General features: G+C 75.5%; 12 protein-coding genes. 7 read left to right on the plus strand and 5 right to left on the minus strand.

The genetic code is table 11. The features are described from left to right. Positions 1-81: 81 nt before the first annotated feature. The 5 genes from ACK2IS_RS14070 to ACK2IS_RS14090 all read right to left on the minus strand — a co-directional run bounded on the left by ACK2IS_RS14070 (position 82) and on the right by ACK2IS_RS14090 (position 4,599). Positions 82-678: a type II secretion system F family protein gene (locus ACK2IS_RS14070; RefSeq protein WP_409483914.1), complete on the minus strand. Its 597-nt coding sequence runs from the start codon at positions 676-678 to the stop codon at positions 82-84. After that, the gene (locus ACK2IS_RS14075) at positions 675-1,394 is read right to left on the minus strand and encodes a hypothetical protein (RefSeq protein WP_409483915.1); all 720 of its coding nucleotides are present in this window, start codon (positions 1,392-1,394) and stop codon (positions 675-677) included. Before ACK2IS_RS14075 ends, ACK2IS_RS14070 begins: the two co-directional genes overlap by 4 nt. Next, positions 1,391-2,581 (minus strand): TadA family conjugal transfer-associated ATPase, encoded by a 1,191-nt coding sequence (locus ACK2IS_RS14080; protein ID WP_409483916.1) that lies wholly within the window; start codon positions 2,579-2,581, stop codon positions 1,391-1,393. Before ACK2IS_RS14080 ends, ACK2IS_RS14075 begins: the two co-directional genes overlap by 4 nt. After that, positions 2,578-3,300 carry a hypothetical protein gene (locus ACK2IS_RS14085; RefSeq protein ID WP_409483917.1) on the minus strand — a complete coding sequence of 241 codons (723 nt, stop codon included), beginning with the start codon at positions 3,298-3,300 and terminating at the stop codon, positions 2,578-2,580. Before ACK2IS_RS14085 ends, ACK2IS_RS14080 begins: the two co-directional genes overlap by 4 nt. Before the next feature lie 450 nt (positions 3,301-3,750). After that, the gene (locus tag ACK2IS_RS14090) at positions 3,751-4,599 is read right to left on the minus strand and encodes a hypothetical protein (RefSeq protein ID WP_409483918.1); all 849 of its coding nucleotides are present in this window, start codon (positions 4,597-4,599) and stop codon (positions 3,751-3,753) included. Positions 4,600-4,645: 46 nt separating this feature from the next. Here ACK2IS_RS14090 and ACK2IS_RS14095 point away from each other — a divergent pair, with 46 nt between their 5' ends. The 7 genes from ACK2IS_RS14095 (at position 4,646) to ACK2IS_RS14125 (ending at position 12,229) form a co-directional block, all read left to right on the plus strand. Beyond that, positions 4,646-5,848 carry a sensor histidine kinase gene (locus tag ACK2IS_RS14095; RefSeq protein WP_409483919.1) on the plus strand — a complete coding sequence of 401 codons (1,203 nt, stop codon included), beginning with the start codon at positions 4,646-4,648 and terminating at the stop codon, positions 5,846-5,848. After that, positions 5,845-6,699 (plus strand): LytR/AlgR family response regulator transcription factor, encoded by an 855-nt coding sequence (locus ACK2IS_RS14100; RefSeq protein WP_409483920.1) that lies wholly within the window; start codon positions 5,845-5,847, stop codon positions 6,697-6,699. Before ACK2IS_RS14095 ends, ACK2IS_RS14100 begins: the two co-directional genes overlap by 4 nt. After that, complete coding sequence (locus tag ACK2IS_RS14105; protein ID WP_409483921.1) at positions 6,696-7,151, plus strand: hypothetical protein; 456 nt, start codon at positions 6,696-6,698, stop codon at positions 7,149-7,151. Before ACK2IS_RS14100 ends, ACK2IS_RS14105 begins: the two co-directional genes overlap by 4 nt. Continuing rightward, positions 7,145-8,728 (plus strand): cation acetate symporter, encoded by a 1,584-nt coding sequence (locus ACK2IS_RS14110; RefSeq protein ID WP_409483922.1) that lies wholly within the window; start codon positions 7,145-7,147, stop codon positions 8,726-8,728. Before ACK2IS_RS14105 ends, ACK2IS_RS14110 begins: the two co-directional genes overlap by 7 nt. A 169-nt stretch (positions 8,729-8,897) precedes the next feature. After that, positions 8,898-9,242 (plus strand): DUF485 domain-containing protein, encoded by a 345-nt coding sequence (locus tag ACK2IS_RS14115; RefSeq protein ID WP_409483923.1) that lies wholly within the window; start codon positions 8,898-8,900, stop codon positions 9,240-9,242. Between the two features lies 1 nt (position 9,243). Then, a complete protein-coding gene (locus ACK2IS_RS14120; protein ID WP_409483924.1) occupies positions 9,244-10,887 on the plus strand; it encodes a cation acetate symporter in 1,644 nt (547 codons plus the stop codon). Between the two features lie 121 nt (positions 10,888-11,008). Further along, positions 11,009-12,229 (plus strand): MFS transporter, encoded by a 1,221-nt coding sequence (locus tag ACK2IS_RS14125; RefSeq protein WP_409483925.1) that lies wholly within the window; start codon positions 11,009-11,011, stop codon positions 12,227-12,229. Positions 12,230-12,317: the final 88 nt, after the last annotated feature.

Here is a 12,317-nt window from a genome sequence, read left to right on the forward strand (position 1 = left end):
GACCGTGGGCTCCGCGCGGCAGTCCGCCGACGCGAGGGGTCGGCGGACGACGCCGTGCCGGTGCCCGGCCCCGGCACGCGCTCACCCCGCGCCGGTGAGGGCGCGTGCCAGACCGAGGACGACCGGCAGCACGGTGGTGAGCACGAAGCCCGGCAGGAAGGTCAGCCCGAGGGGCAGGGCGATGCGCGCGGACAGCTCCGCCGCCCGCAGGGCGGCTGCCTGAGCCTGCTCCTCCCGCAGCGCGGCAGCGGCCTGCAGGAGCACCCCCGACGGCGGCACCCCCGCTCGCTCGGCGACCCGGAACGCCGCAGCGACCGGGCCCCAGGCGGCCGGGGCCAGGCTCCACGCCTCACCCACGGGCAGCCCCCAGCGCATGGCCGCCGACACCACCCGCAGCTGCTCAGCGGCTCGGCCACCCAGCGCCTCGGCCACCACGTCCAGGGCGCCGAGGAGGGCGGCGCCCCCGGACAGGGCCACGGCGAGGAGGTCGGCCGCGTCGGCCACCCCGGCGAGGGTCAGCGGCTCGGTGGTGCCGGCGCGATCCCGCGACCCAGCGGTGCCTGGGGCAGCCGGGTCGTCGCCGACCGGGACCTCGGCCGCTGCGCAGGGGGGACGCCCCCGCCGGCCGGGCAGCACGAGCACGGCCAGACCGGCAAGCACCCCGATCCACCAGATCATGGCGCCACCGGCTCACGTCGGGCGGCGTCCACCTGGCGGGCCACCCAGCGCCGACCGAGCAGGCACAGCCCCGCCCCCAGCGCGCAGGACAGGAGGGCGAGCGGCTGCGCGTACGTGGCGACCGGGTCCAGCCCGAGGGCGAGCACGACAAACGGACCTGCGAGCGGCAGCGCGGCGAGCAACCGCGCCGTCGCCCGGGCACCCGCCACGGCCGCGTCGACGGAGCCCGCCTGGCTGCGGTGCTCCCGGCCCGCGGCCACGGCGCGACGCACCGCCTCCCGTGCGGGGCTCCCGGTCGCTGCGGACACGATCAGGGCGCGCGCCACCGCCCGGGCTACCTGCGACTCGTGCCCCACCTCGGCCCAGGCCTCGGCCGGCCCTCGGCCGCCCGCCCGGGCGAACAGGTCCCGAGCCACCGGCGGTGCCGCAGCCACGGCGACCTCGTGGGAGGTGGCGAGGTCGAGCCCGGCCCCCAGGGCCGAGGCGAGCGCCTCGGCCACCGCGAGCAGCTCCCGGTCGCGCCCGGCCGGGTCCGGGGCTCGGCGCGGCAGGGCCGGCAGCCGCAGCCGACCATGCGCCGCGGGGCCGGTGGCCCGCGCGACCGACCGCCCCGCGGGTGGTCTCCGCGTCGCCCGGACCAGCGGCCCGACGCTGCGGGTGGGCCAGGTGAGCAGGAACACGGCCACCCCGGTCAGGGCGGCGACCAGCGAGGTCATCGCCCGGCCCTCGGCCGCAGACCCCGAGCGGCCCCCGCGACGCCATCCTGGTCCGCGCAGCCGAGGAGGGTTCGCAGGAGGGGTAGCCCAGGACCGTCCTCGCAGACGCCCTCCGGCGAGACCGACAGGGCCGTCAGCACCTGGGGGCGGCCCTCGCCGGCGGGATCGAGCACCGCGATCTCGGCGACCCGGCGACGGCCACCCGCTCGGTCCAGGTGGACGACCACGCGCAGCCCGCTGCGGGTCTGCGCCCACACGGCCGCCGGGCTCATCCCGGCCAGCGCCCCCAGCGCCTCCAGGCGGGCCACCAGGTCGCCGGCGGAGTTGGCGTGCACCGTGCCGCACCCGCCCTCGTGCCCGGTGTTGAGGGCCGTCAGGAGCTCGCGCACCTCCCCGCCGCGCACCTCGCCGACGACGAGGCGGTCGGGTCGCATCCGCAGCGCCTGCCGCACCAGGGCGGCGAGGTCGACGCCGCCGACCCCCTCGACGTTGGGGTGCCGGGCCTGCAGCCGGACCACGTGCGGGTGGGTCGGCGTCAGCTCGCACGCGTCCTCCACCAGGACGATCCGCTCGCCGGCGGGCACGCAGGAGAGCAGCGCCGACAGCAGGGTCGTCTTGCCCGTGCCGGTGCCCCCGGTGACGAGATAGGCGACGCGACGGCGCACGAGGGCGGTGAGGGCGTCCTCCACCGGACCGGCGAGGGCTCCCCGGCGGGCGAGCTCCTCGATCGACCAGGGGGCCTGACGCGGGACGCGCAGGGAGATCAGGGTGCCCCCCGGGGTGATGGCTCCCACGACGGCGTGCAGCCGCGCACCGGACGGCAGCACCGCGTCGACCCACGGCGAGGCGTCGTCGAGCCGGCGACCGGCCCGGGCTGCCAGCCGGGTGGCCAGGGACCGGACCCGCGCCTCGTCACCGAGGTCCACCGCGGTCCGCTCCAGACCACGCCCGCGGTCCACCCACACCGAGCGCGGACCGTTGACCAGCACGTCGGTCACCCCGGGCGTGCTGAGCAGGTCGTCCAGCTCCCCTGCCCCGAGGGTGTCCCGGCGGACCCGGGCCAGCTCGGCCCTGGCGCCGCCGTCCCCGAGGACCACGCGCTGCTCGGCGACCACCGACCGGACCCGGCTCTCGTCGGGCCCCCGTCCCTCGCTGATCTCCCGCCAGACCCCCGGTGGCAGGCTCATGCGGCGACCACCGGCCGCAGCGCGGCGAGGAGCACGAGGTCGGCGGCGTCGCGCAACGGTCCTCGGGCGGCGCCCGGGACCGCCCCTCGGGCCAGCGCTCCCGGAAGCGCCCGGTCCTCCCGCAGCACCGCGACGAGGGGCAGGTCCAGCATGCCTGCGAGCGCGTGCGCGTCGTCCCCGGACCGACCGCGCACCACGAGCGCCGTCCGCCGGTCGGCGCCGTCGGACGATCCGGCCTCGCGCAGGAGGGCGTGGCCGGCGGCCGCGGCCGACACCTGGTGCGGCAGGCTGCCGGCGAGCAGCACCACCAGGTCGTGGCCCGCGACGGCTCCGGGCCAGGACGCGGCTGCCGGGTCCGGCAGGTCGTGGATCACCAGGTCGGCGGCGTCGACGAGGGCGTCGCGCACCGCGCGCACGGCAGGCCCGGCCACGGGATGCGGGTGCGCCCGGTCGGCGGCCAGGACGTGCACCCCGCGCCGAGAGGGCAGCGCCCCGACCAGCTCCGCGCCGTCGATGTGCCCCCGTGCCCGGCGCAGGTCCGGCCATCGCAGCCCGGGACGCTGCTCGATGCCCAGCACGACGTCCAGCCCGCCACCGCTGCTGACGTGGTCGACGCACACCACCTGCCGGCCGCTCTGCGCCCCGCGCACCGCGACGGCTGCCACCAGCGAGCTGGCGCCCAGGCCACCGCTCGCTCCCTGCACCGCGATCGAGATCATGGGGCCACGCTGCCGGGAGCCCGGGCGCCGGTGCGAGGGGCCCCCGAGGTCCTGTGGACGGCGGGGACCGGATCGCGGCGGCCTGTGGACAAGGTCCGCCCGCGGGGGGTCACGAGCGGGGTCGCCCCGGCACGTCCCCTGACGGCAGACGGCCCCGCGAGGTGGCTACCTCGCGGGGCCGTCCGGCCGCAGATGCAGGGCGACCCCAGCCGGGGGGGTGACTGGGGTCGCCGTGCCTAGGCTCTGGGGGGGAAGAGCCCAGGCACTGCGCTCGACCCGAGGGGAGCGCGTACGACCATCATGTGCCTGCTCCGGGAGGATGACTAGTCATACGGGTCATAACCCCCCTCAAAGTCACCCATTTGGGTCAACAACTTGAAGGTTGAACGATGTGAAGGATCCAAAGCGCGTCCTCCTCGCCCGGCCTAGACCGGACGGACCAGTCACCGGTCACACATCGGTGCGACCGGCGAGCACGGCGTCCGCGACGCGGCCGCCCTCGGCGGCGGCGCGGACCATGGCGTCGCAGCAGTGCAGCAGCCACAGCCGCACCCCGTCCGGCGTCCCGGTGGCATAGGCCGCCAGCGCCCCGACGTACGCCCTCAGCCCCAGCGACCGGTGACCGCTCTCGGGGACGGCGACCCCGGTCGGGTCGAGCCCAGCCGCCTGCACCACGACCCGCTCCAGGGCCCGAGCCACCATGGCGTTGCCGTAGGTGAACGGGCGGGCCACCGCGACCTCGGCGTGCACCAGCGATGCCACCACGCCGGCGGGCACCTGCCCCGCAGCGGCCAGCAGCGCGACGACCCCGTCCAGCCGGGCCGGCAGCGCGGCCGGGTCGACGGCGTGACCGAGCTCCACCAGCTCGAGGCAGTCCTCCCCCGCCCGACGAGGCCGGCCCAGCGCCTCGGCGGCGACCAGGGGCGACGCGGCGGCCGTGTGCAGCCGGGCCACCGCCTGCCGCGGCGCCGCCGCCAGCACCGAGCGCAGGTGCTCGGCCTCCGCCGTCACCTGGATGGCCCCCCGCACCACCAGCTCGTCGGGCAGGGGGTCCTGGCGCCAGGTCACCGCCCCGCGGGACAGGTCCCGCACGGTGTCGACCGGCAGCTGGATCCCGTCCAGGAAGGCCGTGTCCCGCGCCCCGCGCACCCGCGACTCCGTCGCCGCCTCGGGGATGCGGCGACGCAGCGCCTGGTGCCAGCGCAGCTGCGTGCACGCCTTGCGGGCGCCGTCGACCGCCTCACGCACCCCGTCCAGGGCGAGGAGGGGCAGGACCGACCGGGCGACATCGTTGCTCACCCAGGACAGCCTAGAGAGGCGCAGGCCGTCGCCATACGATCTGGTCATGCTGGCGGGGTCCGACCGCACCACGGTGGTGCTGATCGCCATCGCCGCTGCCCTGCTGGCCCTCGTCGCCTGGTCCGCGCTGCGGGTCCTGCGGGTGCGCCGCACCTTCTCCTCGGTGGCGGAGGAGGCGACGTACGACGCCCTGCACACCGCCGGGCTCGCCGCCCCGCACCTGCGCGACGGCCTGACCGCCCACGGGGCCGCCCGCGCCGCCCGGCACCTGCGCGCCCTGCTCGGCGTGCCCGCCCTGGCGATCACCGACACCGGTGCCCTGCTCGTCTGGGAGGGGACACCCGACCCCCTGCAGGAGCGGGTGCTCGACCTCGTGGCACCCGTCCTGCGCACCGGGGACGCCGAGGTGGTGCGCGACCTCGGGCCCGAAGGGGCTCCCGTGCGGGCGGCCGTCGTGTGCCCCATCACCGTCGACGACACGGTGATCGGGGCGCTGGTGGCCTACGCCCCGCAGGTGGGCTACGGGCTGCAGCGGGCGGCCCGGGAGGTGGCCCGCTGGGTGTCGACCAACGTCGAGCTGGCCGAGCTGTCCCGCCAGCGCACCCGCACGATGGAGGCCGAGCTGCTGGCGCTGCGCGCGCAGATCAGCCCGCACTTCGTCTACAACTGCCTCGCCGCGATCGCGAGCTTCGTGCGCACCGACCCGGCCCGGGCGCGCGAGCTGCTGCTCGAGTTCGCCGACTTCACGCGCTACTCCTTCCGCCGCGGCGGGGCCTTCACCACGCTGGAGGAGGAGCTCGGCAACGTCGAGCGCTACCTCCTGCTCGAGCAGGCGAGGTTCGGGCCCCGCCTGTTCGTAGACCTGGACATCGCCCCCGAGGTGCTCGGCGTGGCGATCCCCTACCTGTCGGTCCAGCCCCTCGTCGAGAACGCCGTCCGCCACGGCCTGGAGCGCAAGGTCGGCGACGGCACCGTGCGGATCCGGGCCCGTGACCTGGGCACCGTCACCGAGGTCAGCGTCGAGGACGACGGCGTCGGCTCCGACCCCGCCCGGGTCCGCTCGGTGCTCTCCGGCGAGCACGACGGCGACAACGTCGGCCTGGGCAACGTCGACGCCCGGCTGCGCCAGGTGTACGGCGACGCCTACGGGGTCGTCGTGGAAACCGCGCCAGGGGCGGGCACGCGGGTGACCTTCCACGTGCCCAAGTGGGCGCCGGGCGTGCATGTCGCGACGATGGGGACATCATGAGCGCCCCGACCGGCACCGCCGCCGTCCCGCCGCTCCTCGCCCTGGTCGTCGACGACGAGCCGCCCGCCCGCGAGGACCTGGCCCACCTGCTCGCCCAGGACGAGCGGATCGGCGAGGTGCTGCTGGCGGGCAGCGGGGCCGAGGCGCTCGCGACGCTGGCCCGGCACCCCGTGGACGTGCTGCTCTGCGACGTCTCCATGCCCGGGCTGAGCGGGCTCGACGTCGCCCGGGCGGTGGCCGCCCACCCCGAGCCGCCCGCCGTGATCTTCGTGACCGCCCACGACGCCCACGCCGTCGACGCCTTCGAGCTGCGCGCGACGGACTACGTCCTCAAGCCCGTCCGCGAGGAACGGCTGGCCGAGGCGGTGCGCCGGGTGGTCGCCACGCGGCCCACGGCCGGGTCCGGCGGCGAGGTCGCGGCCGATCGTGCCGAGGGTCGTCGCGCGACCGGCGGCGCACCGCCTCGGCCCACCCTCGCCGCCCGCGGCGAGGCGCTCGCCGACGAGACCATCCCCGTCGAGCTCGCCGGGGTCACGACCTTCGTCCGGCGCTCCTCGGTGCTCTACGCGCAGGCGCAGGGCGACTACACCCGGCTGCACACCCGCGACAGCAACCACCTGGTCCGGATCCCCCTGTCCACGCTCGAGGAGCGGTGGGCGCCCGCGGGATTCGCCCGGATCCACCGCAGCACGCTGGTCTCCCTGCGCCACGTCACCCAGGTCCGCACCGACCACGGCCGGTGCACCGTGCTCCTCGGCGCCGTCGAGCTGCAGGTCGCCCGGCGGCACGCCCGCGAGCTGCGCGACCTGCTCGGCCGCCCCGGCGACATGCGCCGCCGCGAGGCCCGGTGACCGGTGCCGCGGCCGGTCCCCGCGACCGGCCGGCCACCCCCTCGCCCCCACCCCCGCCGCGGGTGCGGGTCACCTCCCCCCGCCGCGACGCCGCCCGCCGACGCCCCGTCGAGCGCCCCGGCACCGCCGAGATCGACGAGGGCACCACCCTCGGCGAGATCTACATGCAGACCTATCTGCGCGGCCACCGGCGGCTGCTCACCGCCATCCTCGTCTCGATCACCACCCTGCTCGTCGGGCTGCCCCTCACCTTCGCCCTCGTGCCCGGGGTCGCCCGGCTCTCCCTCGGGTCGGTGACCGTCGCCTGGGCACTCGTCGGCGTCGTCGTCTACCCGGCGCTGTGGTTGCTCGCCCGCGCCTACACCCGCGGCGTCGAGCGGCTCGAGAGCGACTTCCGGATCGCCCTGCAGCGCGAGAGCGGGCGGGTGCGCCACGAGGACCCCCGGTGCTGACCGCCGCGGTCCCCGGCGCGCACGAGACCGGGCCGGCGCTGGTGCCGGCATACGGCGTCGGGGCCGTCGCCGCGGTCTGCCTGCTGACCCTGGCGCTGGGGCTGCGCGGGTCGCGCACGAGCCGCACCACCAGCGACTTCTACGTCGCGTCCCGGGCCGTGTCCGCGCGCCGCAACGCCTCCGCGATCACCGGCGAATACCTCTCCGCCGCTTCCTTCCTCGGGCTCGCCGGCATGATGTGGGCGGGCGGCGCCGACCAGCTGTGGCTGCCCGTGGGCTACACCGTCGGCTACCTCATGCTGCTCGTCCTCGTCGCCGCCCCGCTGCGCCGGTCCGGGGCCTACACGCTGCCGGACTTCGCCGAGGACCGGCTCGAGTCCCGGCGGGTGCGGCGCCTCGTGGCCGCGCTGGTGCTCGTCGTCGGCCTGGTCTACCTCCTCGTGCAGCTGCAGGCCGCCAACCTCGCCCTCACCGTCCTCACCGGCGCCCCGACCTGGCTCGGCGCCTGCGTCGTCACCGCCGTGGTCCTCACCGTCGTCAGCGCCGGCGGGATGCGCTCGATCACCCTGGTCCAGTCCTGGCACTACTGGCTCAAGCTCGCCGCGCTCTGGCTGCCCGCGCTCGTGCTCCTCGCGGTGTGGCTGCGCGCCGGCGCGCCCGAGCCGGCCCTGCCACCCGACGAGCTCGCCGCCTGGTCCCGCCCGCTCGGCGGCCACGGCGGCCGCGAGCACCCGCTCTACACCACCTGGTCCAGCCTGCTCGGCCAGGCGCTCGGGACCATGGCGCTGCCGCACGTCGTCGTCCGCTACTACACGATCCGCGACGGGCAGGCGGCGCGGCGCACCACGCTCACCGTGATCGGGCTCATCTCGGCGTTCTACCTCGCGCTGCCGGTCTACGGCCTGCTCGGCCGGGTGTACGTCGCCTCGCTGCCGGCCGGCTCGTCCACCGACACCATGGTGCTGCGCCTGCCCCTGGCGGCCCTGCCCGGCGCCGGGGGCCAGCTGCTCACGACCGTGCTCGCCGCGGGGGCCTTCGTCGCCGTCCTGTCCTCGGCCAGCGGCCTGGTCGTCGCCCTGGCCGGCGTCCTCGACCAGGACCTCGTCGGCCCCGCCCTGTCCCGGCTCACCGGCGGCGACCTGGACCGGCGGCACAGCTTCCGGGTCGCCGCCGGGATCGCCACCGTCGTCCCCCTCGCCGCGGTCCCCCTCGTGGAGCACGTCGGCGTCAACACCGTCGTCATCGCCGTCTTCGCGGTCACCGCGTCGACGTTCGCCCCCCTCCTGGTGCTCGGGGTGTGGTGGCCGCGGCTGTCGCGCGTCGGCAGCCTCGCCTCCATCGGGGTCGGGGCCGTGCTCGCCGTCGGCGCGGCCGGGCTCTCCCTCGCCGGCGTGGGCGGCGAGGGGTGGCCCCGGGCCCTGCTGGCCGCCCCCGCCGCGTGGACCGCCCCCGCGGCGTTCGCCACCGCGGTGGTGGTCTCCCTCCTGACACCGGGATCGGTGCCCCGCGGCACGGCGCGGACGATGGTCCGGCTGCACACCCCCGAGAACGTCGGCGTCGACCGCTCCACCGGGTGACCAGGGACGTCTTCCCGGCATACGGACAGATCGGGACCACTCACCGCGACCGGCGGACCGCTCGGCCCCTCACCGGCGAGCCGCCCTCGCCCCGCGGACCCCTCGCGCCGCACAGTCAGGTGACCGGCACGAGGACGTGCCGGCTCCCCGAGCCACCAGGAGGCCTCGCGTGAGCGCGACCAAGCCGACCCGCGACTACGGCGCCGCCTACGGCGACGTCCAGCGGTCCCCCGAGTTCCAGGAGCTGCGGTCCCGGCTGCGCTCCTTCGTCTTCCCGATGACCGCGGCCTTCCTCGCGTGGTACTTCCTCTACGTGGCGCTGGCCGCGTTCTTCCCGGCGTTCATGAGCCACAAGCTCGTCGGCAACATCAACGTCGGCCTGGTGTTCGGCTTCCTGCAGTTCCTGACGACCTTCGCGATCACCATCGCCTACGTGCGCTGGGCCGACCGCGTCTTCGACCCGCGCGCCGCGCGCGTGCACCAGATGGTCGAGCAGCACGGGCTGGAGGACTGAGATGCGCGCCCTCACGCTCGCGACCGCCCAGCAGGTCGGCAACCCGATGCTCAACATCGGCATCTTCGTGATCTTCGTGCTCGTCACGATGGTCGTCGTCATCAGGGTCTCCAGCGGCAAGAAGACCGCCGGCGAGTACTACACGGGCGGCGCGGCCTTCTCCGGCCGCCAGAACGGCGTCGCCATCGCGGGCGACTACCTGTCCGCCGCCAGCTTCCTCGGCATCGCCGGCGCCATCGCCACGGCCGGGTATGACGGATTCCTCTACTCCATCGGCTTCCTCGTCGCCTGGCTGGTCGCCCTGCTGCTCGTCGCCGAGCTGCTGCGCAACACCGGGCGGTTCACCATGGCGGACGTGCTGAGCTTCCGCCTGCGACAGCGGCCGGTGCGGCTCGCGGCCGCGACGTCCACGCTCGCCGTGTCGTTCTTCTACCTGCTCGCCCAGATGGCGGGCGCGGGCGGCCTCGTCTCGCTGCTGCTCGGGGTGTCCAGCTGGGCCGGGCAGGCCATCGTCATCGCCGTCGTCGGCGCGCTGATGATGGTCTACGTCCTCATCGGCGGCATGAAGGGCACCACCTGGGTGCAGATCATCAAGGCCTGCCTGCTGATCGCGGGCGCCGCGGTGATCACGGTGTGGGTGCTGGGCCGGTTCGGCTTCAACCTGTCGAACGTCATGCAGCGCGCCGTGGAGGAGTCGCCCAAGGTGGGCGAGAAGCTGCTCAACCCCGGTCTGAAGTACGGCAAGACGACCACCACCAAGATCGACTTCATCTCGCTGTCGATGGCGCTGGTCCTCGGCACCGCCGGCCTGCCGCACGTGCTGATGCGCTTCTACACCGTCCCCACCTCCAAGGAGGCGCGCAAGTCGGTGGAGTGGGCGATCTGGCTGATCGGCCTGTTCTACCTGTTCACCCTGGTCATCGGCTTCGGCGCGGCGGCGCTCGTCGGTCCCGACGCGATCAAGGCCGCCCCCGGCAAGGAGAACTCCGCCGCACCTCTGCTCGCCTACCACCTCGGCGGCTCGGTGCTGCTGGGCGTCATCGCGGCCATCGCGTTCGCCACGATCCTGGCCGTCGTCGCCGGCCTGACGATCACCACCTCGGCGACCTTCGCCCACGACATCTACACCATGGTGATCAAGGAGGGGAAGGCCTCCCCCGAGCAGGAGGTCAAGGTCGCGCGGTATGCCGCCCTCGGCGGTGGCGTCGTCGCGATCGTCGGCGGGATCCTGGCGAACGGGCAGAACATCGCCTTCCTCGTGGCGCTGGCGTTCGCCGTCGCGGCGAGCGCCAACCTGCCGACGATCCTCTACTCGCTGTTCTGGTCGCGGTTCACCACCCGCGGGGCGCTGTGGTCGATCTACGGCGGCCTCGGGTCGGCGCTGCTGCTGATCATCTTCAGCCCGGTCATGTCCGGCAAGGTCGACCCGGTCACCGGCAAGAGCCTGTCGATGATCGCCAACTCCGCGGTGGACTTCCACTGGTTCCCGCTGGACAACCCGGGGATCGTCTCGATCCCGCTCGGCTTCCTGCTCGGGTGGCTAGGGTCGATCACCGACTCGGAGAAGCCCGACCCGGAGAAGTACGCCGAGATGGAGGTCCGGTCGCTGTCCGGCCACGGCACCGCCGAGGCCGTCCAGCACTGACGACGCCCCCTGCCGGGTCCGACGAGGAGCCCGACCCGGCTGAGCAGACCTACCGGGGGCGGTCGGATCTGCCCGCTCGACGCGAGCAGGCAGATCCGACCGCCCCCGGTAGGTTGAGGCGGTGGAGCGACCGCAGGGGCACCGACCGGGCAGCGCGGCCTACCGTCGCATCACGGTGGCGCTGTTCCTCGGGGGCCTCGCGACCTTCGCCACGATCTACACCACGCAGCCGCTGCTGCCCGAGCTGGCCCGCGTCTTCGGGCTGAGCCCCGCCCGGTCCGCGCTGTCCGTGTCCGCCACGACGCTCGCGCTGGGCGCCTCGATGCTCGCCGTCGGCCCTTCGTCGGAGACCCTGGGCCGCACCCGCGTCATGCACGCCTCGCTGCTGGCGTCCTCCCTGGTCACGGTGGCGACCGCGCTCGCGCCCGGCTGGCACCTGCTGCTCGCCCTGCGGGTGCTCCTCGGGGTCGCGGTGGCGGGGCTGCCCGGCGTGGCCGTGGCCTACCTGCGCGAGGAGGTCGACCCGTCGGCCGCGTCCCGGGCGGCCGGGCTCTACATCGGCGGGACGGCCCTCGGCGGCATGGCGGGTCGCTTCGTGACCGGCGGCATCGCGGACCTCGCCGGGTGGCGCTGGGCGATCGCGGCGGTGGGGCTGATGTCGCTCGGGTGCGCGGTGGCGGTGCGGGTGCTGCTGCCGCCGTCACGCCGGTTCACGCCCGCCCCGCTGCCGCTCGGCGAGCTTCTCGCGATGACCCGCCGGATGGCGACCGACCCCGTGCTGCTCGCGCTCTACGGCATCGCCTTCTGCTCGATGGGTGCCTTCGTGTCGGCGTTCAACGCCATGGGTTTTCGGCTGGCAGCCGCGCCGTACGGCCTGTCGGTCGGGGTCGCGGGTCTGGTCTTCGCGGTCTATGCGCCGGGCTCGGTGGCCTCGGCCCGAGCCGGGCGTATGGCGGACCGGCACGGCGCCAGGGTCGTGGTCCCGATCGCCCTGACGACCTTCGGTTCCGGGCTCGCGATCACCCTGGCGACACCGCTGTGGCTGGTGGTCGCCGGGCTGTCGGTGGTGTCGGTGGGCTTCTTCGCCGCCCACGGGGTGGCGTCGGGGTGGGTGGCCGAGCGGGCGGTGCGGGTGGGCCGCGGGACGGCGCAGGCCACCTCGCTCTACCTGTTCGCGTACTACCTGGGGTCGTCGGTGTGCGGGACGGTCGCCGGGGCGGCGTGGAGCGCGGGCGGCTGGCCGCTGGTGGTGGCGTGGACAGGTGGTCTGGTGCTCGTCGCGGTGGTGCTCGCCCTGTGGCTGCGGCGGGTGCCGGTCCTGGCCGTGGACCCCACCCCCTGACCAGGCGCCTGCCGGTCGTCGGCGCCGGTCGTCCGACCGTGGCGCGGCGAACGACGTTGGCCCGCCATACATCTCGGCACAGATTGAC

It is taken from the genome of Arsenicicoccus dermatophilus, assembly GCF_046267915.1.
GTDB classification, from domain to species: Bacteria; Actinomycetota; Actinomycetes; order Actinomycetales; family Dermatophilaceae; genus Arsenicicoccus; species Arsenicicoccus dermatophilus_A.